Genomic DNA, 19,066 nt, shown 5'->3' with positions numbered 1-19,066 from the left:
TCTTTATTAAGGCTAGCAGAAGGTGACAAAAATGTTATGTTTTTCTGAACGTTATACGTTTTCTAACCTGGCGTAAGCGGCCACCAGCCATTTAATTCCTTGCCCCTGGAAAGCGACCTGCAGTCGGCTATGTTCACCGCTGCCTTCCAGGTTGACGATGGTGCCTTCACCAAACTTCGCATGGCGTACACGCTGGCCTAGTTTATAGCCGGTGTCGTTCTCCGCCATTGGCGTGCCCATTCGCTGATGGCTGACCGGGCGGCTGACCGTCGCGCGCAGACGAACCTCTTCGACACAGGCTTCCGGCAGCTCGCCGATAAAGCGCGACGGGCGATGGTAAACCTCTTTGCCGTACAAGCGGCGGGTTTCGGCGTAGGTCAGCGTTAGCTTCTGCATCGCACGGGTGACGCCGACGTAGGCCAGGCGGCGCTCTTCTTCCAGACGCCCGCCTTCATCCAGCGACATCTGGCTTGGGAACATCCCCTCTTCCATGCCGACGATAAACACCTGCGGGAACTCCAGGCCTTTCGCCGAGTGCAGGGTCATCAACTGCACCGCGTCCTGCCAGGTATCTGCCTGGCCTTCCCCGGCTTCCAGCGCCGCGTGGGAGAGGAACGCCTGCAGCGGCATTAAATCTTCATCTTCTTCGTTGTAGCTGAACTGGCGCGTTGCCGTAACCAGTTCGTCTAAGTTCTCGATTCGCGTCTGGCCCTTCTCGCCTTTTTCCTGCTCGTACATCATGCGCAGGCCAGAGTCTTTCACCACACGGTCGGTCTGCACGTGCAGCGGCATATCGGCCGTTTCCTGCGCCAGTGCGTCAATCAGCTCCATAAAGCGTTGCAGCGCGCTTGCCGCACGACCGGCAAGGGCTTTCTCCTGCAGCAGCTCACGGCAGGCCTGCCACAGCGTCAGCTGGCGGTCACGCGAGGTCTGGCGTACCACGTCCAGCGTGCGATCGCCGATGCCGCGGGTTGGCGTGTTCACCACGCGCTCAAACGCGGCGTCGTCATTACGGTTGGCAATAAGACGCAGATAGGAGAGCGCGTCTTTGATTTCCTGACGTTCGAAGAAGCGCATACCGCCGTAGATTCGGTACGGCATGCTGGCCTGCAGCAGCGCCTCTTCCAGCACGCGTGATTGGGCGTTGCTGCGGTAGAGGATGGCGCATTGCGTCAGCGCGCCGCCGTTGTCCTGCCAGGTCTTGATGCGGTTCACCACAAAGCGCGCTTCATCGAGTTCGTTAAACGCGCAGTAGAGTGAAATCGGTTCGCCGTCGGCGCCGTCGGTCCACAGCTTTTTGCCCAGGCGCCCGTTGTTGTTTTCAATCAGGGCGTTCGCGGCGCTGAGGATATTGCTGGTTGAACGGTAGTTCTGCTCCAGACGAATGGTTTCTGCACCGGGGAAATCGTTGAGGAAGCGCTGGATGTTCTCCACCTGCGCCCCGCGCCAGCCGTAGATCGACTGGTCGTCATCGCCCACGATCATCACCTTACCGGTGTCGCCCGCCAACAGGCGGATCCAGGCGTACTGAATGTTGTTGGTATCCTGGAATTCGTCCACCAGGATATTGGTAAAGCGTTCGCGATAGTGCTGCAGGATATGCGGTTTGTTGAGCCACAGCTCATGAGCGCGCAGCAACAGCTCGGCGAAGTCCACCAGCCCCGCGCGGTCACACGCTTCCTGGTAGGCCTGGTAGACCTTCTGCCAGGTCTGCTCAACCGGGTTACCGTAGCTTTGCAGATGGTGAGGGCGCAGCCCTTCGTCTTTCTGACTGTTGATAAACCACATTGCCTGGCGCGGCGGCCACTGTTTCTCGTCGAGGTTCATCGCCTTGATCAGGCGCTTCAGCAGGCGCAGCTGGTCTTCGCTATCGAGGATCTGGAAATCCTGCGGCAGATTGGCGTCCAGGTGGTGCGCACGCAGCAAACGGTGCGCCAACCCGTGGAAGGTCCCGACCCACATGCCGCCCTGCGACGTGCCCATCAGCTCAGCGATACGGTGGCGCATCTCCGCCGCCGCTTTGTTGGTAAAGGTGACCGCCATGATGGAGTACGGCGAGCAGTTTTCGACGCTTTGCAGCCAGGCAATGCGGTGCACCAGCACGCGAGTCTTGCCGCTGCCTGCCCCGGCGAGCACCAGCATATTGGTCCGCTCCGCCGCGACGGCTTCGCGCTGTTTATCGTTGAGGCTGTCGAGCAGGTAAGAAACGTCCATTGGCACCGCCGGAATCAACAGGGCCCAGTAGGACCCCTGGGAATTTATACAGAGTTGCTTACGATTATATCAGCGAGGTCAGAGATGCCAACCGGGAAATCTCGACATGCGGCAACAAACGGCTATCTGCGGTTTGCATCAGGTCGGCATTTTCCGGTTTGATCCAGCAGGCCTGCATGCCACAGCGAATCGCGCCTGCCACGTCGGTGGTCAGGTCATCGCCCACATGCAGAATCTCGCCGAGCGGTACGTTGAGCTTGTCGGCCGCCAGATGGTACATATCGGCAAACGGCTTCGAGCGCCCGTCCGGGCCGGCGCGCAGTACAAACTGGAAGTAGTCGCTCAGGCCGAACAGTTCCGGCTGAGCGTTACCGTTGGTGATCGCCACCAGCGGCCATTTTTGGCCCAGTTTCGCCAGCGTGTCGTGGGTTTCCTGCGGCACATCAATCCGGCTGCGCCACTGGGCGAAATTCGCCATCGCCGCGTCGGCACCGGCTTTGGCTTCCTGAACCGTCAGCCCAAGCTGACGCATACCAGATTCCAGCGCACGCCAGCGCCACTCGGTGACGTCGTGGTAAATTTCTGGCTCCGTCTTTAACAACGCATCACGCCACTGCTGCAGCGTACGAGCATCGAAGTTCGCCAGCGCCGGATGGTAGCCGCGCACAAAGGTCAGCGACTCCTGTATCGTTCGGTCAATCACCGGGCGGTTATCGTAAAGGGTGTCATCAAGGTCAAACGTCAGCGCAGCGATAGCGCCCAACGGCCGATAAAAACGCATTATTTCTCCCGTTTGGCGCGCGGATGCGCCGCATCGTACACCGAGGCAAGGTGTTGAAAATCAAGGTGGGTATAGATTTGGGTGGTCGACAGGTTGGCGTGGCCCAGCAGTTCCTGCACACCGCGCAGGTCACCGCTCGACTCGAGCATATGGGTAGCAAACGAGTGGCGCAGCTTGTGAGGGTTCACGTGGCTATTCAGCCCCTGCTTGATACCCCATTCGGCAAAGCGCTTTTGCACATTTCGCGCCGAAATCCGTTTGCCAAGCTTCGAGAGAAACAGCGCGTCCTCGTCGCTGCCGAACAGTCCACGCAGGTCGAGCCAATGCTCAATCCACACCACGGCGTTACGGCCAATCGGCAGGCGTCGCTCTTTGCTGCCTTTCCCCATCACCCACACTTCGCCGGTATCGAGATCCAGATGTTTAATATCCAGATTCACCAGTTCAGAAAGACGTAGCCCCGCGCCGTACATCACCTCCAGCATGGCGCGATCGCGCACCGCCAGCGGGTCATTGAGATCGATATCCAGCAGACGGTTAACGTCATCAACGTCGATATTTTTTGGCAGATGGCGCGGCGCTTTCGGCGCGGCGATACCTTTTGCTGGGTTAGCCGGAAGCTCGCCCTGACTCACCATCCAGTCAAAGAAGCTGCGCAGCGCCGACAGGCGTAACGCCAGACTGGCGGCACCCAGCCCTTTGCGGCGGCTGCGGGTCGCCACGCTGCGCACCATCGCAGCATCACATTGTTGCCAATTCTGCAGGCCCATCCCTTCGACCAGTTCAATAATGGCATCAAGCTGACGCTGATAGTTGAGGAGCGTGATGGGGCTAAGCTGGCGCTCTACGCCCAGATAGCGCAGAAAGCGGGTAACGGCTGGCCCTAGCCCGGTACCGGTCATACGCGCTCGATCCAGCGTTCCAGCAGGCCCGGCAGCATCAGGGCGATTTCCTGCAGCAGCTGTGTGCCCTGCCCCGGCTGATAGTGGTGCGGGTCGCGGCTGCTAAAGAGGATCACGCCTAAATCGCCATCGCTGCCCATCATCGACATCGCCACCGACCCTACGGCTTTCGCCTCAGGAAGCACCAGCAGCAGTTCAGGGCCGTTAAGGGGGCCAAGATAGTGGTTGGCCTGACCTAAGCGCTGAATGCGCAGCGGCTCAAAAGCCTGACGGGAGAGCACCAGATCGGTATGTCTGGAAGGGGCGCCGAGACGCCAGCGGTCGGAGAACAGCCGCAGCGATGCGCCTGCCAGCCCCAGCTCACGCGCCCAGCGATGGAAGCGCAGCAGGAGATCGTCCAGACTTTCCGCGCAGGCCAGCCGGTTTTGTAGATGCAACAGGCGGTAAAACAGGCTTTCGTTCGCCGTCGCCTGTTCCATAAGCTGGCTCATGTTCTCTTCCAGCATGGCAATGTAGTTGCGCGAACGCGCCATGTGCCACTCCACCAGAGAGACCATGCCCCGCACCGGGTGCGGGACGCGCATTTGCTCAACCACTGCGGCATTACGAATAAAGAATTCAGGATGTTGCAACAGATAATCCACGACCGCGCCGTCATTCAGCGTAGTGAGAGCGTCCTGCTGTTCTTCCCCGACGTGTTTCATAAGTGAATAAATCCGTCATAGACATGTGCCGCCGGGCCAGTCATAAACAACGGTTGGCCCGGGCCTTTCCAGGCGATATCAAGTCGCCCGCCCGGCAGTTCCACGCGCACCTCTTCCGCCAGCAAGCCCTGCTGGATGCCGACGGCAACCGCCGCACATGCGCCGCTGCCGCAAGCCTGAGTTTCACCCGCACCGCGTTCGTAAACGCGCAGACGGATGTGGTCCCGCTTCACTACCTGCATAAAACCAATGTTAGCGCGTTCTGGAAAACGTTCATGACTTTCCATCACCGGGCCAAGCGTTTCTACCGCGGCGGTGTCGACATCATCGACCTGAATCACGCAGTGTGGGTTCCCCATGGAGACCACGCCGCACAATACTGTCTGCTCAGAGGCGCGCATGATATAGGTCTTTTCCGCTTTGTTAGCGCGGAACGGCACCTGAGACGGTTCGAAGTTCGGCTCGCCCATATTCACGCGAACCAGCTCGTCGTCGGTCACGCTTAAGACCATACGGCCATTGGCGGTGCTCACGCGGATATCGCGCTTGTTGGTCAGCCCTTTCAGGCGCACAAAGCGGGCGAAACAGCGAGCACCGTTACCGCACTGGGAAACTTCGCTGCCGTCGGCGTTGAAGATGCGGTAGTGAAAATCCAGATCGGGGTCGTAAGGCGGTTCCACAACCAGCAGTTGATCGAAACCCACGCCAAGATGCCTGTCCGCCAGTCGGCGGATAAGCTCGGGCGAGAAAAAGACATTCTGCGTTACCGCGTCGACGACCATGAAATCGTTGCCGAGGCCATGCATTTTAGAGAACTGCATCATCTACTCCAGTTGCGCGGAACAGAACGGTAATATTAGTAATTAACCTGCGTCGGGCCGCCGTTATCACCACGGTCGTTACGATCCGGAGAACTGCTCTGAATCGGAGGAGTGACGGGTTGCGTCGGCGGAGCTGCCGTTTTATCAGCCGGAGGAAAATAGAGTGGGCCCTTCAGGCCGCAGCCTGCAAGGCTAGATAATGCAAGTATCACTGCCAGCGGTCGAAAAATCTTATTCATTCTTAAGATGCCTGTAGTTCAATGCTTTCTATTTTCTATCATCGCAGGAGAAGGCGCAAAAGCAAGCGTTAAGCACCTGACTGCAACGTGATTTGTTTCACGCTATACTGCCGCCATCACTAAATAACGGGAAACAACAATGAACGACAGTGAATTTCATCGCCTCGCCGATACCCTGTGGCTGACCATCGAAGAACGTCTGGACGACTGGGACGGCGATAGCGATATCGACTGCGAGATCAACGGCGGCGTGCTGACCATCAGTTTTGAAAACGGCAGCAAAATTATTATTAACCGTCAGGAGCCATTGCACCAGGTGTGGTTGGCGACCAAACAGGGCGGCTACCATTTTGACCTGAAGGGTGATGAGTGGATTTGCGACCGCAGCGGCGAAACCTTCTGGGATCTGTTAGAGCAAGCGGCGACACAGCAGGCGGGTGAAGAGGTTAGCTTCCGCTAAGCACTCTGCACGATCCCCGGAGTCGGCGTAAACGCCTCGTCCGGGCTACGGATCATAACGGTAGCCCGGCCGAGCGAAGCGACGCCGGGATTTTAAGAGAAATACTGCTGCAACAACGGCGCGTTGTTATTGTCCTGATTGGACGGCGGCGGCACGATGGCCTGGCTGCGGAACGGGATCACCTGAGCACGCCCATCTACCTTCACAATCTGGTAGAACTGCGGCAGGTTGAAGTTGATAAAGCTTGAGCCGTAGGTGAAGCGATCGTGTGACGATGAGTAGAAGCGGCTGACGTCACGCACCAGCTCTTCTTTACTGCCTTCGCAGTGGTGATACACCTCTGCGCGGTTACTCTCGTCGAGAATATAGATATTAAAGCCCTGATCTTCGCCCGACTCTTCGAAGAAGAACTGGATAATCCCTTCGCTAGCGAAACCATCGACCACCTGCGGCAGCTCAACATGGTTAGTCTCAACCTGAACGGAAAGTCCGTGCAGCTTGTTATGCGAAATCGCGCCGTAGAACTCAATGGCGTTTTCCAGCTTCTGCACCGACACGTTCAGACGTTCAAAGAACAGGCCCCAGGTCTGCCCGGAGACGCGCAGCGCTTTAAAGCGCCCGGTTTCCTGACGGGTGCTGGAAAGGCGCAGTTCGATGCATTCCGACACCAGTTGCTGTACGCGAGTACGGATTAAACCGCGCAGGTGTTGGCTATAACAGAACACTTCGACGCTGTCCGGCGGCGCGGCATCCTGGTGCATTTTACCGAGGATGGTTTTCAGCGCTTCGATCATCGCCTGCTCGCCGTTGAAGTGCAGCGTACGCACTTCGTTCCACGAGTTGCGGTACAGCAGGTCGACGCTGCCGACCAGGCATTTCTGATCTTCGCCAAAGCTGAAGGTATCGAGCTTACGGAAATCAAAATGCACCACCTGATTGCGGAAGGCCGCCGTCGGGTCATATTCGAGGTTAACAATAATCGCCAGATGGCGAATTTCGCACGGGCTGTAGAGCGCTTTCGGCGTTGGCGCAGGCAGACGCAGCGGGAAGTGGTGCGACACGTCAGCAACCATCTCCTGCAGTTTGGCCAGATCGACAATGCCGTTACCCTTGATAAACAGGCGCGTACGCGAGGTCAGCAGGCCGTTAAACCAGGCCCAGGCCACCAGCTTATTCAGATAGCGGTTATATTCCAGCGGCTGATGGCTGACGATGGATTCCATGTTCGGCGCACGGTTGTAGAGGTACCAACCCGTACGGTTGGCACGTCCCGGCGGAACATAGATAAAGGTCAGATTCGGTTCGGACAGGTCCGGAGAGATCTGCGGGTTCACCAGCGTCACCTTACCCGGCAGCGCTTCAAACGCGGCGTACAGCTTACGCGTCAGCACACCGATATCCTGCGGGCTAGCGGAAACGCTCAGGTTGTTACGACGAGCGAAGCGAATCAGGTTACGGTAGCTCTGCATCATCGCATCGAGCAGTTCGTTGTGCGCTTCACGCACCTGGTCGATTTTCCAGTTGGCGCGGTTATCAAGCATCGCCAGACGCTCTTCGCTCCAGCCCCACTCTTTCACCAGTTGGCCGACCACTTCACGACGCCAGCCAACGCAGGCGCGTTCGCGGCTGAGCTTTTCGCACACCTTCAGATAGAAGCAGCGGCGCACGAGGTCAAGGCGGGTTTCATCTTCAATCGCCTTCAGGTACTCGGTTACGCGCTCCAGCATCATGCAGTAGGCATCGAGACCGAAGGAGACGATCTCGCCGTCGTGCAGGCGCTGTTTAATGTCTTTCGCCAGCAGGTGCGTATTCGGGTATTCCCAGGAATAGGCTTCCAGCAGCAGGGTTTTCAGCACCGCTTTATACGGTGAGTCGATGCTCTTATAGAGCTGCCACAGGCTGGCACCGAAGTACTCTTCGGCGGAGAGCGAGCTCAATCCACCGAGGTCGAGCCATTCGTTCGGCGTCAGTACGCCCTGGGCGTAAAGGGTCATCACGTAGTCGTCGTAATGATCTTCTTCTTCGCCCGGCACCATATTCCACAGAATACGTTTGCCCGCCAGGCGGACCGCCGTGCGGTAAAATTCGTCGAGCAGTAAAATGTGCTGCGTTGAACCACAGTCTTCGCCACCGAGGCTGCCGCTTTCATTATGACGGAAGCGGTTTTCGTCGATCAGGAAGAAGCTGACTTCAACGCCCAGCGATGCCGCCCAGCTTTCCAGCAGGCTGCATTTGCGCTGTAACAATTGGCGTTCATCATTATCGAGCCACGACTGGTGGCAGACCCAGATATCCAGGTCGGAAGAGCAGCTCTGCCCTACCGATGAGGTACTCCCCATCGAGTAGACGCCGGTAATCGGCAGTTCACCTTTTGCGGAGGTCTGCGGCGGCATACCGCGATGCAGTTCGAGCTCATCAAGATAGTGGCGTTGGGTTTCATCAGGCGTGTAGAGGCAGATGCCCTTGGGAACGTTACCGTCGAGGTAACCCGGCATCAGCGGATGATGATAATGTAATAATGTCGGCAGTAGACTGTAAACCTGCTGGAAAGCAGGTCCCATGGCTGCAAGCGCGCGATCCACACGCAGTTGGTTGATGGCATCCAGTCTCTGTTTCAGTGTCTCAATATAGAGGTACAAGACATATCGCCTGATGTTCAAAACCTCGACGCATCCTGTCAGAGCGGTACGGAGGTTTTAATATTTCAACAAGAAGAACCGTTACCGTTTTATTGTCCGCCGTTGTGATTATCGAATTTTGGACAAAAAATGGTTTAAAACGTGATCAATTTAACACCTTGCCGGTTGACCGTAAAGAATGTTGCACTACAACAAGTGTAGCATTGAATGCTGCTGTAAACCCCGGCATACGATCAAGACAGTGCCAGTAATGAACGGTAAACACAACCCCGTTTATGCTTACCTTTACTGACTCTCAAGGCACGCTTCGTGCATACCCCTTAATTCCCAGCAAGAATTTTTACGAAGACCGTGAAAACTAACATCATTAGGGCAACAATGTTAGGATGGTCAATGGATGATAACGACGGTAACAAGCATGTTAGACAAAGTTTTGAGAATTGCCACACGCCAAAGTCCGCTCGCTCTCTGGCAAGCGCACTATGTACAAGAACGCCTGATGGCCTGCCATCCAGGGCTTACGGTGACGCTCGTGCCGATGGTCACGCGAGGGGACATCATCCTCGATACGCCGCTGGCAAAAGTGGGCGGTAAAGGGCTTTTCGTCAAAGAGCTGGAGCTGGCGCTGCTTGAAAACCGTGCGGATATCGCCGTCCACTCGATGAAAGATGTCCCGGTAGAGTTCCCGGAAGGGCTTGGGCTGGTGACTATCTGCGAACGTGACGACCCGCGCGATGCCTTCGTCTCCAATCATTACGCCTGCATGGACGACCTCCCGGCAGGCAGTATCGTCGGCACCTCCAGCCTGCGCCGCCAGTGCCAGCTGGCAAAACGCCGCCCGGATTTGGTGATCCGCTCGCTGCGCGGCAACGTCGGCACACGTCTGAGCAAGCTCGACAACGGTGACTACGATGCCATTATTCTGGCGGTCGCGGGGCTAAAACGTCTTGAGCTGAATGACCGTATTCGCCAGCCGATGTCGCCGGAAGAGTCTCTCCCGGCAGTCGGCCAGGGTGCCGTCGGTATTGAGTGCCGTCTGGACGATGAACAGACTCGAGCCCTGCTCGCACCATTAAACCACGACGACACCGCCATTCGCGTTCGCGCCGAGCGTGCCATGAACACGCGTCTGGAAGGTGGCTGCCAGGTGCCTATCGGCAGCTACGCTGAGCTGAACGACGGCGAACTGTGGCTGCGCGCGCTGGTTGGCGCACCGGATGGCAGTGAGATGGTGTGCGGTGAACGCCGCGGCAAGCCGGAAGATGCCGAGCGCATGGGCATTGAACTTGCCGACGAACTACTGGACAACGGCGCGCGGGCAATCCTTGCCGCCGTTTACGACGGAGATGCCGCCGTATGACCATTCTGGTTACCCGCCCCTCCCCGCAAGGTGAAGAGTTAGTCAGCCGTTTGCGCGCGCTGGGGCGAGTAGCCTGGAATTTCCCGCTGATAGAATTTACGCCCGGACGCGAGCTGAACGCGCTGGTACCGGCGCTTGGCGCACTGCGCGAAGGCGATTTAGCGTTTGTTCTGTCGCAGCACGCGGTCAGCTTCGCTCACGCGCAGCTTCAGCAGCAGTGCGTTAGCTGGCCCACTTCTCCCCGTTATTTTGCGATTGGCCGTACTACGGCGCTGGCGCTACATCAGGCAAGCGGCCTCGATGTTCGCTATCCATTAGATCGGGAAATCAGCGAAGTGTTGCTACAATTACCTGAATTGCAAACTATTGCGGGAAAGAAGGCGCTGATTCTGCGCGGCAACGGCGGGCGTGAACTGCTGGCCGAAACGCTGAGCGCCCGCGGCGCCGATGTCACCCTGTGCGAATGCTACCAGCGCAGCGCTATCCACTATGACGGCGCCGAAGAGGCTATGCGCTGGCAGTCGCGAGAGGTCAACACCCTCGTGGTGACCAGCGGCGAAATGCTGCAACAACTCTGGACGCTGATTCCCCTCTGGTACCGGGAGCGCTGGCTGCTCACCTGTCGGCTACTGGTAGTGAGTGAGCGTATTGCAAAACTGGCCCAGGAGTTGGGCTGGCAGGATATTCAGGTTGCCGATGGCGCAGACAACGATGCGCTGCTGCGCGCACTACAATAACTCTCAAAATTGGAAGCCATAATGACGGAACAAAAAGAAAACTCCGCCGTGGTTGAAGAGTCCGAAGATGCGGTGAAAACCTCACCGCAGCCCGACGCTCGTAAGCCGGAAAATGCTGAGAAGAAAAATAACGGCGGGAAAACCAGTCTGGCGCTCAGCGCCGTTGCTATCGCCATTGCGCTAGCGGCAGGCATTGGCCTGTACGGCTGGGGCAAACAGCAGGCCGTCAACCAGACCCAGACCAGCGACACCCTCGCCAATCAGCTTATCGCTCTGCAAAAAACGCAGGACGCGCAAAAAGAGGCGCTGGAAACCACGCTTAAACAGCAGGCCGAACAGCTGCAGGAAGCCAAAACCCAGCAGGCGGAAATGGCTAAACAGCTGGACGAAATGCAGCAGAAAGTGGCGGCCATTTCGGGCACCGACTCTAAGACCTGGCTGCTGGCCCAGTCTGACTTCCTCGTGAAGCTGGCTGGACGCAAGCTGTGGAGCGATCAGGATGTCACCACCGCTGCGGCGTTGCTGAAAAGCGCTGACGCTAGCCTGGCGGATATGAACGACCCAAGCTTAATCGCCGCGCGTCGCGCCATTACCGAAGATATTGCCAGCCTTTCCGCCGTTTCACAGGTGGATTACGACGGCATTATCCTCAAGGTTAATCAGCTCGCCAATCAGGTGGATAACCTGCGTCTGGCAGACAACAACACCGACGATTCGCCGATGGATAACGATGACAGCGAGCTATCGGCCTCGCTCGGCGAATGGCGTGTGAATCTGCAGAAAAGCTGGCAGAACTTTATGGACAGCTTTATTACCATTCGTCGTCGCGATGAAACTGCCGTTCCGCTGCTGGCGCCAAACCAGGATATCTACCTGCGGGAGAATATCCGCGCCCAGCTGCTTGCCGCCTCTCAGGCGATCCCGCGCCATCAGGATGAAACCTTCAAGCAGGCGCTGGATAACGTTTCAACCTGGGTACGCGCTTACTACGATACCGACGATGCCGCCACGAAGACGTTCCTTGATGAGATCGACAAACTCAGCCAGCAGAGCATCTCCATGGATATCCCGGAAACGCTGCAAAGCCAGCCGATTCTGGAAAAGCTGATGCAAACCCGCGTGCGTAACCTGATGGCGCAGCCTGCCGTCACGTCCGCAGAGCCTGTCGCTGTGGCCCCCGTGCAGCCAGCGCCAGCACCTGCCCCAGCGCAAGGAGAGTAACCGATGCTAAAAGTTCTCTTACTCTTCGCACTGCTGATTGCCGGTGTGGTGCTCGGCCCGATGATCGCCGGCCATCAGGGTTATGTTCTGATTCAGACCGACAACTATAACGTTGAAACCAGCGTGACCGGCTTAGTCATTATCATGATCCTGATAATGGTAGCGCTGTTCGCCCTGGAGTGGATTCTGCGCCGTATCTTCCGCACCAGCGCCCACACGCGCGGCTGGTTTGTTGGGCGTAAGCGTCGCCGTGCGCGTAAGCAGACGGAACAGGCGCTGTTGAAGCTGGCAGAAGGCGACTATCAGCAGGTAGAGAAGCTGATGTCGAAAAATGCCGATCACGCCGAGCAACCGGTGGTGAACTACCTGCTGGCGGCCGAAGCGGCACAGCAGCGCGGTGACGAAGCGCGTGCCAATCAGCACCTTCAGCGCGCCGCTGAAAACGCAGGCAACGACCTGATTCCGGTCGAAATCACCCGCGTCCGCCTGCAATTGGCACGCCACGAGAATCACGCGGCGCGCCACGGCATTGATAAACTACTGGAAGTGGCACCGCGCCACCCGGAAGTGCTGCGCCTGGCAGAGCAGGCCTATATTCAGACCGGAGCCTGGAGCTCGCTGCTGGATATCATCCCGTCCATGGCGAAAGCCCACGTCGGCGACGATGCGCACCGTGCTGCGCTGGAACAGCAGGCGTGGATTGGTCTGATGGATCAGGCTCGCGCCGATCAGGGCAGCGAAGGGCTGCGTAACTGGTGGAAAAACCAGAGCCGCAAAACCCGTCATCAGGTGGCCCTGCAGGTCGCCATTGCCGATCACCTGATTGAATGTGACGATCATGACACTGCACAGCAGATCATTATCGATGGGCTGAAGCGCCAGTATGACGATCGTCTGGTGATGCTGATCCCGCGCCTGCGCACCAATAACCCGGAGCAAATGGAAAAACTGCTGCGCCAGCAGATCAAAACGGTAGGCGATCGCCCGCTGTTGTGGAGTACGCTGGGTCAGTCGCTGATGAAGCACGGCGAGTGGCAGGAAGCGAGCCTGGCGTTCCGCGCTGCGCTGAAGCAGCGTCCGGACGCGTTCGACTACGCGTGGCTTGCCGATACGCTTGATCGTCTGAAGCAGCCGGAAGAAGCAGCGACAATGCGCCGTGATGGGTTGATGCTGACGCTGCAGAATAACCCACCCGCGTAAGGTAGAGCATTTGTTAAGGGGCCGAATGGCCCCTTTTTTTTGGCCGCTGTGCGGCCCCGGCGGCGCTGCGCTTGGCCGGGCTACAACTGGGCATAAAAAAACGCCCGCTCCTTTTGGGAGCAGGCGTTAAACAGGTTTAATTCGACAACATAATGGGTGCTTCACTCAACGTAATGTCCATGGTGTCTGATGAGGCAAAAGCGACATCTGTCAGTGGACGATAAGCACCGTAAACGGCTCTGCGTCATTCCCGAGTTTATGAGGCCAAAGGCGAACATAAGAGGTGGAATGAGCATCTACGCGGCGCATTATGTCACAGGATCCTCAGGGAGGACACTCCTGAACAAGAAAATAAATAAGATAATATTCATTCCCTATATCAATTCATAAAAAAACAGCGCGCAATATTTGATCCTGCCCCTTTCTATAGCGGACTTATATTTACAGAGTAAAAATATAAGGTATAGAATTTCCCTCGCTGCATCGGCCCATTTTATATTCACTGAAATAAAAGAATCACCTCTATTTATTCATCAGACCGTTACGCCCAATCGCGGCGTATAAATTAAATCAGTAAAATATATAAATCATGGAGATATTATAATGGATTTATCTTTCCCCCCAAGGCTGCTGGCGATCGCTGTGCTGGCGGCACTTCCCGCGCTGGCTAACGCCGCAGACACGCCTGCGGTAGCCAAAGCCAGAGAAGGTTTTGCCGGCTACGATCACCCCAATCAATATTTAGTAAAACCGGCGACTACCATCGCTGAAAATATGATGCCGGTCATGATGCACCCCGAGCAGAATAAAGAGACACAGCAAAAACTCGCGGATATTGCCAAAAAAACCGGGAAGAAACCCAACGTGGTTATTTTCGTGCTGGATGACGTCGGCTGGATGGACGTCGGCTTTAACGGCGGCGGTATTGCCGTTGGCAACCCAACGCCGGATATTGACGCCGTCGCCAGCCAGGGGCTTATTCTGACATCGGCCTATTCACAGCCAAGTTCTTCACCGACGCGCGCCACCATCATGACCGGGCAGTACTCCGTTCACCACGGCATTCAAATGCCGCCAATGTACGGCATGCCGGGGGGCCTGGAAGGGCTGACTACCCTACCGCAGCTGCTGCACGATCAAGGGTACGTTACCCAGGCGATCGGTAAATGGCACATGGGTGAAAACGAAGGGTCGCAGGCACAAAACGTCGGCTTTGATGACTTCCGAGGCTTTAACTCGGTATCGGACATGTACACCGAATGGCGCGACGTTCATGTTAACCCGGAAGTCGCGCTGAGCCCGGACCGCGCGGAGTACATTAAAAATCTGCCGTTCAGTAAAGACGATGTCCACGCCGTACGCGGCGGCAAGCAGGAAGCCATCGCCGATATCACGCCGAAATATATGGAAGATCTGGATCAGCGCTGGATGCAGTACGGCGTTGAGTTCCTCAATAAGATGACCAAAAGCGATAAGCCGTTCTTCCTGTACTACGGCACGCGCGGCTGTCACTTCGACAACTATCCGAACGCCAAATATGCGGGTAGTTCACCGGCTCGTACCTCTTACGGCGACTGCATGGTGGAGATGAATGACGTCTTCGCTAACCTGTATAACGCGCTGGAGAAAAACGGCCAGCTGGAAAATACGCTGATTGTCTTTACCTCCGACAACGGCCCGGAAGCCGAAGTCCCACCGCATGGCCGTACGCCGTTCCGCGGTGCGAAAGGCTCAACCTGGGAAGGCGGCGTTCGTGTACCGACCTTCGTCTACTGGAAAGGGATGATCCAGCCGCGTAAATCTGACGGCATTGTCGATCTGGCGGATCTGTTCCCTACCGCGCTGGCGCTGGCCGGGAAAGGCGGAGCCGAAGTCGCTAAGCTGGTGCCGACAACCACCTTTATCGATGGCGTCGACCAGTCTTCATTCTTCCTCGGTACCAACGGCCAATCTAACCGTAAAGCAGAGCATTACTTCCTGAACGGCCAGCTGTCCGCCGTACGTATGGATGAATTTAAATATCATCTGGTTATCCAGCAGCCGTATGCCTTTACCCAAAGCGGCTACCAGGGCGGTTTCTCCGGCGCCATCATGCAGACGGCCGGTACCGCGGTCTTTAATCTCTACACCGACCCGCAGGAAAGCGATGCTATCGGCGTGCGCCACATTCCAATGGGCGTGCCGCTGCAGACCGAAATTCATGACTATATGAAGATCCTGCAGAAGTATCCGCCGAAGGTACAAATTAAGCTGTAAGGTCAACCCGCCCGCCTCCATCCGGGAGCGGGCTTTTTATCACCCTACTGCTTTGCCCTCACCAGATGCACCTTCATGATGTCGCTCACCGGGCGGCCATTCGCCAGCAGGTCGGCCATCGCTTTCAGGTAAGGCGGCAGATAGCCAAAATAGCGCTGGAACCCGGCGCAGAGATAGTTAAGCCCTGGTTCGCCGGATGCGGTCGGCATAAAGCGGTGCTTCGGGCAGCCTCCCCAGCAGGCTTTCAGCACGGCACACTCGCGGCACTGTGTTGGCAATGTGCTGTATTTCTCCCTGCCGAATTCAACCTGTACCGACGAGTCCACCATGCTCGCGAAAGTATCGTGATGCAGATTACCTCGACGGTATTCCGGGTACACGTAATGATCGCAGGCATAAACATCGCCGTTATGCTCTATCGCCAGCGAACGCCCGCAGGTCGGCTGATGGTGGCAAACCGCGCCGGGCGCACCGACAAAGCTTGCGAACGCCCATTCAATGTTCATCACAAAAACGCGGCCGACATCGCGCTGACGCCAGCGATCGAATACCGCAATCAGGAAGTCGCCATACGCTTCGGGGCGAACGGACCACGACGTAAGAGAACCTTTCATCTCACCGGGGGCGTGCAGCGTTAGGCCAGCCTGGGCCGCAGTGTCATCGGCAAGGCGTTCAACCACCGGCAGAAACTGGATGAAGGTGACACCTGCGTCGCGCAAAAAGTCGTATACCCGCTGCGGCTCGCACGCGCTCTGTCGATTCACGCAGGCCAGCACGTTGTATTCAACGCCGTGCTTTTGCAGCAGCTTCAGCGCGCGCATCACCAGCTTATGCGTGGGCCGCCCACCTTTCGTCACCCGGTAGAGATTGTGAATTTCCGCCGGGCCGTCCAGCGAAAGCCCAACCAGAAAATGGTGCTGAGCCAGAAACGCGCACCACTCGTCATCCAGCAGTACGCCGTTGGTCTGGAAACTATTGCTAATCCGCCGACCCGCACCGTAAGTGTGCTGCAGCGCCACCGCGCGGCGATAGAAGTCCAGCCCCAGCAGCGTAGGCTCTCCGCCCTGCCAGGTGAAGACGACTTCATCCTGAGGTTCGCTAGCGGCAATATAGTGCCGCACGTAAGCGTCAAGCGTGGCATCGTCCATATGCGTCGTGGGCTGAAGGGGATAAAGCGCGTGTTTTTCGAGATAGAAACAGTAGGTACAGTTCAGGTTACACGCTGAACCGCTCGGTTTCGCCATCGCGTGAAACGCACGCGTCGGAACCTGTTGCAGCATATTCACTCCTTCCTGAGTAAAACGTCGTCCATTGTGGAAGGGGGAATAGTACAGCTACGTAGAAAGAAGAGAGCGGCGTTTATTGCGACGGGGCGTGAGCAGGATTGCAGAAAACAAAAAACCCCGCCGAAGCGGGGTTCAAAATTGGTCGGCGAGAGAGGATTCGAACCTCCGACCCACTGGTCCCAAACCAGTTGCGCTACCAAGCTGCGCTACTCGCCGAAATACTGCTTTTTGAATTATCGTTCAATTCGGTTTTTATTCATGACGTTAAGTCTTGAATAAAAAACCCTGCTCTGCAGGGTCTAAAATTGGTCGGCGAGAGAGGATTCGAACCTCCGACCCACTGGTCCCAAACCAGTTGCGCTACCAAGCTGCGCTACTCGCCGATGTACTGCTTTTTGAATTATAAATTCAATTCATTATAAAGTCGTGGTGCGAGGGGGGGGACTCGAACCCCCACATCCTAAGGACACTAACACCTGAAGCTAGCGCGTCTACCAATTCCGCCACCTTCGCAATTTCACAACTCTATCAAATAATGGGGTGGCTAATGGGATTCGAACCCACGACAACTGGAATCACAATCCAGGGCTCTACCAACTGAGCTATAGCCACCACTGCAAACCTCTTACGCGGTCTTTTAGAACCACCGCAGCTCCAGCACCGGGTAAATGGTGCGCCCGACAGGATTCGAACCTGAGACCTCTGCCTCCGGAGGGCAGCGCTCTATCCAGCTGAGCTACGGGCGCTTAGCGCCGTTGCGGGGTCGGATAATACGGACTTCCTCCCCCGCTGTCTAGTGCCTTTTAAAAGAAAATTATCGTTTGCTCATGCTTTGCGCGTTTTGTCGCTTATTTCTGCAAATCTTGCACTTCCGCGCCCTGGCTCATGCCAAAAACCTTATAAACCAGCGTCACAAGGGCCAGGAAGATCACGCCAACAAACAGCGACATCCGGGTGTCATCGTTGAATCCCATACCGATCAGCACGCAAATCAGGAACGCCATGGTCAGATAGTTGGCCCACGGGAACATAATCGAACGGAACGGGTGGCTGGCGATCGCTTCTTTATGTGCACGACGGAAGCGCAGCTGGCTAATCAGAATCACAAACCACGGCACCATGCCCGGCAGTACGCTTGCACTATAGACATAGACGAACACGCGCTGCGGGTTAGGAATAACGTAGTTCAGGCAGGAGCCAATCAGCAGGATAACAATCGATACGCTAACGCCAGCCGCCGGAACGCCGCTTTTGGTCACTTTTGCCATCGCCGACGGCAGCTGACGGTTTTTAGCCAGCGCGTAGAGCATACGGCCACAGCTGTACATGCCGCTGTTACAGCCGGAGAGCGCCGCCGTCAGCACCACAAAGTTGATAATACCCGCCGCCGCGGTGATCCCGATTTTAGCGAAGGTCAGCACAAACGGGCTGCCGTTGGTACCAATTTCATTCCACGGGAAGATGGTGACGATAACGAAAATCGCACCCACATAGAAAATCAGGATACGCCACAGCACTTTACCTACCGCGCTGCGCAAGGTCACCTGCGGGTTTTTCGCTTCACCGGCGGTCATGCCGATAAGCTCAACGCCCTGATAGGATGCCACGACGATGCAGAGCGCCGTCAGGAAGCCTTTCCAGCCGCCGGCAAAGAAGCCGCCGTGCTCGGTCAGGTTGCTAAAACCAATGGAGGTGCCACCGTTGCCGAAGCCAAAGAAAATGACGCCGAGGCCGATGACAATCATCACGATAATGGTCGTGACCTTAATCATCGCGAACCAGAACTCGATTTCACCGTACAGGCGCACCGCCGCCAGGTTTGCCAGCGCGACCAGCCCCACGGCAATCAGCGCCGGTATCCACTGCACCATATCCGGGAACCAGAACTGGACGTAAACCCCTATCGCGGTAATCTCCGAGATCCCCACCGCCATCCACATAAACCAGTATGACCAGGCGGTGAGATAGCCGAAGAACGGGCTCATATAACGGTGCGCGTAGACGGCGAACGAACCGGTTACCGGCTCGAGAAACAGCATTTCGCCCATGGAGCGCATGATGAAGAAGACAAATACCCCAGCCAGAATATAGGCCAGCAGCACCGACGGCCCGGCCCACTTCAGGGTGCTTGCCGCGCCCATAAATAGGCCCACGCCGATGGTGCCCCCAAGGGCAATTAATTCGATATGACGGGCTTCCAGACCGCGCTGGAGCTCCGGTTTATTCTCTGCCATAGATCCTCTTGT

The 19,066-nt window shown here is 56.8% G+C and carries 15 protein-coding genes and 5 tRNA genes; 6 read left to right on the top strand and 14 right to left on the bottom strand.

The window, feature by feature from the left end; all coding sequences use genetic code 11:
* Positions 1-51: 51 nt before the first annotated feature.
* From uvrD to AB2B48_RS18925, 6 genes are all read right to left on the bottom strand, one after another.
* Positions 52-2,214 carry a DNA helicase II gene (uvrD, locus tag AB2B48_RS18950; RefSeq protein WP_185669765.1) on the bottom strand — a complete coding sequence of 721 codons (2,163 nt, stop codon included), beginning with the start codon at positions 2,212-2,214 and terminating at the stop codon, positions 52-54.
* Between the two features lie 64 nt (positions 2,215-2,278).
* On the bottom strand, positions 2,279-2,995 hold the full coding sequence (gene yigB, locus AB2B48_RS18945) for a 5-amino-6-(5-phospho-D-ribitylamino)uracil phosphatase YigB (RefSeq protein WP_368299849.1): 717 nt from the start codon (positions 2,993-2,995) through the stop codon (positions 2,279-2,281).
* Positions 2,995-3,897, bottom strand: coding sequence for a tyrosine recombinase XerC (xerC, locus tag AB2B48_RS18940; RefSeq protein WP_368299848.1), 903 nt, complete (start codon positions 3,895-3,897; stop codon positions 2,995-2,997). The genes yigB and xerC overlap by 1 nt, the downstream gene beginning before the upstream one ends.
* A complete protein-coding gene (locus AB2B48_RS18935; protein ID WP_185669768.1) occupies positions 3,894-4,601 on the bottom strand; it encodes a DUF484 domain-containing protein in 708 nt (235 codons plus the stop codon). Before AB2B48_RS18935 ends, xerC begins: the two co-directional genes overlap by 4 nt.
* Complete coding sequence (dapF, locus tag AB2B48_RS18930; RefSeq protein WP_185669777.1) at positions 4,598-5,422, bottom strand: diaminopimelate epimerase; 825 nt, start codon at positions 5,420-5,422, stop codon at positions 4,598-4,600. The genes AB2B48_RS18935 and dapF overlap by 4 nt, the downstream gene beginning before the upstream one ends.
* 35 nt (positions 5,423-5,457) lie before the next feature.
* Positions 5,458-5,661: an LPS translocon maturation chaperone LptM gene (locus AB2B48_RS18925; protein WP_368299847.1), complete on the bottom strand. Its 204-nt coding sequence runs from the start codon at positions 5,659-5,661 to the stop codon at positions 5,458-5,460.
* 139 nt (positions 5,662-5,800) lie between these two features.
* Here AB2B48_RS18925 and cyaY point away from each other — a divergent pair, with 139 nt between their 5' ends.
* Entirely contained in the window at positions 5,801-6,121 is a 321-nt protein-coding gene (cyaY, locus tag AB2B48_RS18920; protein ID WP_035896460.1) for an iron donor protein CyaY, read from the top strand.
* Positions 6,122-6,213: 92 nt separating this feature from the next.
* On the opposite strand, the gene cyaA is transcribed toward cyaY, so the two are convergent.
* On the bottom strand, positions 6,214-8,760 hold the full coding sequence (gene cyaA / locus AB2B48_RS18915; RefSeq protein WP_035896459.1) for a class I adenylate cyclase: 2,547 nt from the start codon (positions 8,758-8,760) through the stop codon (positions 6,214-6,216).
* 418 nt (positions 8,761-9,178) lie between these two features.
* Here cyaA and hemC point away from each other — a divergent pair, with 418 nt between their 5' ends.
* The 5 genes from hemC to AB2B48_RS18890 all read left to right on the top strand — a co-directional run bounded on the left by hemC (position 9,179) and on the right by AB2B48_RS18890 (position 15,534).
* Positions 9,179-10,120 (top strand): hydroxymethylbilane synthase, encoded by a 942-nt coding sequence (gene hemC, locus AB2B48_RS18910; protein ID WP_185669771.1) that lies wholly within the window; start codon positions 9,179-9,181, stop codon positions 10,118-10,120.
* Positions 10,117-10,857: a uroporphyrinogen-III synthase gene (hemD, locus tag AB2B48_RS18905; protein ID WP_368299846.1), complete on the top strand. Its 741-nt coding sequence runs from the start codon at positions 10,117-10,119 to the stop codon at positions 10,855-10,857. Before hemC ends, hemD begins: the two co-directional genes overlap by 4 nt.
* A 21-nt stretch (positions 10,858-10,878) precedes the next feature.
* Complete coding sequence (gene hemX / locus AB2B48_RS18900) at positions 10,879-12,078, top strand: uroporphyrinogen-III C-methyltransferase (RefSeq protein WP_368299845.1); 1,200 nt, start codon at positions 10,879-10,881, stop codon at positions 12,076-12,078.
* A gap of 3 nt (positions 12,079-12,081) precedes the next feature.
* On the top strand, positions 12,082-13,278 hold the full coding sequence (gene hemY, locus AB2B48_RS18895) for a protoheme IX biogenesis protein HemY (RefSeq protein WP_368299844.1): 1,197 nt from the start codon (positions 12,082-12,084) through the stop codon (positions 13,276-13,278).
* Between the two features lie 603 nt (positions 13,279-13,881).
* On the top strand, positions 13,882-15,534 hold the full coding sequence (locus AB2B48_RS18890; protein WP_368299843.1) for a sulfatase-like hydrolase/transferase: 1,653 nt from the start codon (positions 13,882-13,884) through the stop codon (positions 15,532-15,534).
* Between the two features lie 44 nt (positions 15,535-15,578).
* On the opposite strand, the gene AB2B48_RS18885 is transcribed toward AB2B48_RS18890, so the two are convergent.
* The 7 genes from AB2B48_RS18885 to AB2B48_RS18855 form a co-directional block, all read right to left on the bottom strand.
* Positions 15,579-16,814 (bottom strand): anaerobic sulfatase maturase, encoded by a 1,236-nt coding sequence (locus tag AB2B48_RS18885; RefSeq protein ID WP_368299842.1) that lies wholly within the window; start codon positions 16,812-16,814, stop codon positions 15,579-15,581.
* Between the two features lie 145 nt (positions 16,815-16,959).
* A tRNA-Pro gene (locus AB2B48_RS18880) sits at positions 16,960-17,036 on the bottom strand.
* Positions 17,037-17,126: 90 nt separating this feature from the next.
* Positions 17,127-17,203: transfer RNA gene (locus AB2B48_RS18875), tRNA-Pro, on the bottom strand.
* A 44-nt stretch (positions 17,204-17,247) separates the two neighbouring features.
* Positions 17,248-17,333, bottom strand: a tRNA-Leu gene (locus AB2B48_RS18870).
* A 23-nt stretch (positions 17,334-17,356) separates the two neighbouring features.
* Positions 17,357-17,432: transfer RNA gene (locus AB2B48_RS18865), tRNA-His, on the bottom strand.
* A 57-nt stretch (positions 17,433-17,489) separates the two neighbouring features.
* Positions 17,490-17,566 (bottom strand) — tRNA-Arg (locus tag AB2B48_RS18860).
* Positions 17,567-17,668: 102 nt separating this feature from the next.
* Complete coding sequence (locus AB2B48_RS18855; protein ID WP_333500202.1) at positions 17,669-19,054, bottom strand: bifunctional threonine/serine APC transporter ThrP; 1,386 nt, start codon at positions 19,052-19,054, stop codon at positions 17,669-17,671.
* Between the last annotated feature and the right edge of the window lie 12 nt (positions 19,055-19,066).

It is taken from the genome of Kluyvera sichuanensis, assembly GCF_040930405.1.
GTDB classification, from domain to species: domain Bacteria; phylum Pseudomonadota; class Gammaproteobacteria; order Enterobacterales; family Enterobacteriaceae; genus Kluyvera; species Kluyvera sichuanensis.
The sequence above is the reverse complement of the archived record's forward strand: the minus strand, read 5'-3'. Positions and strand labels throughout refer to the sequence as shown.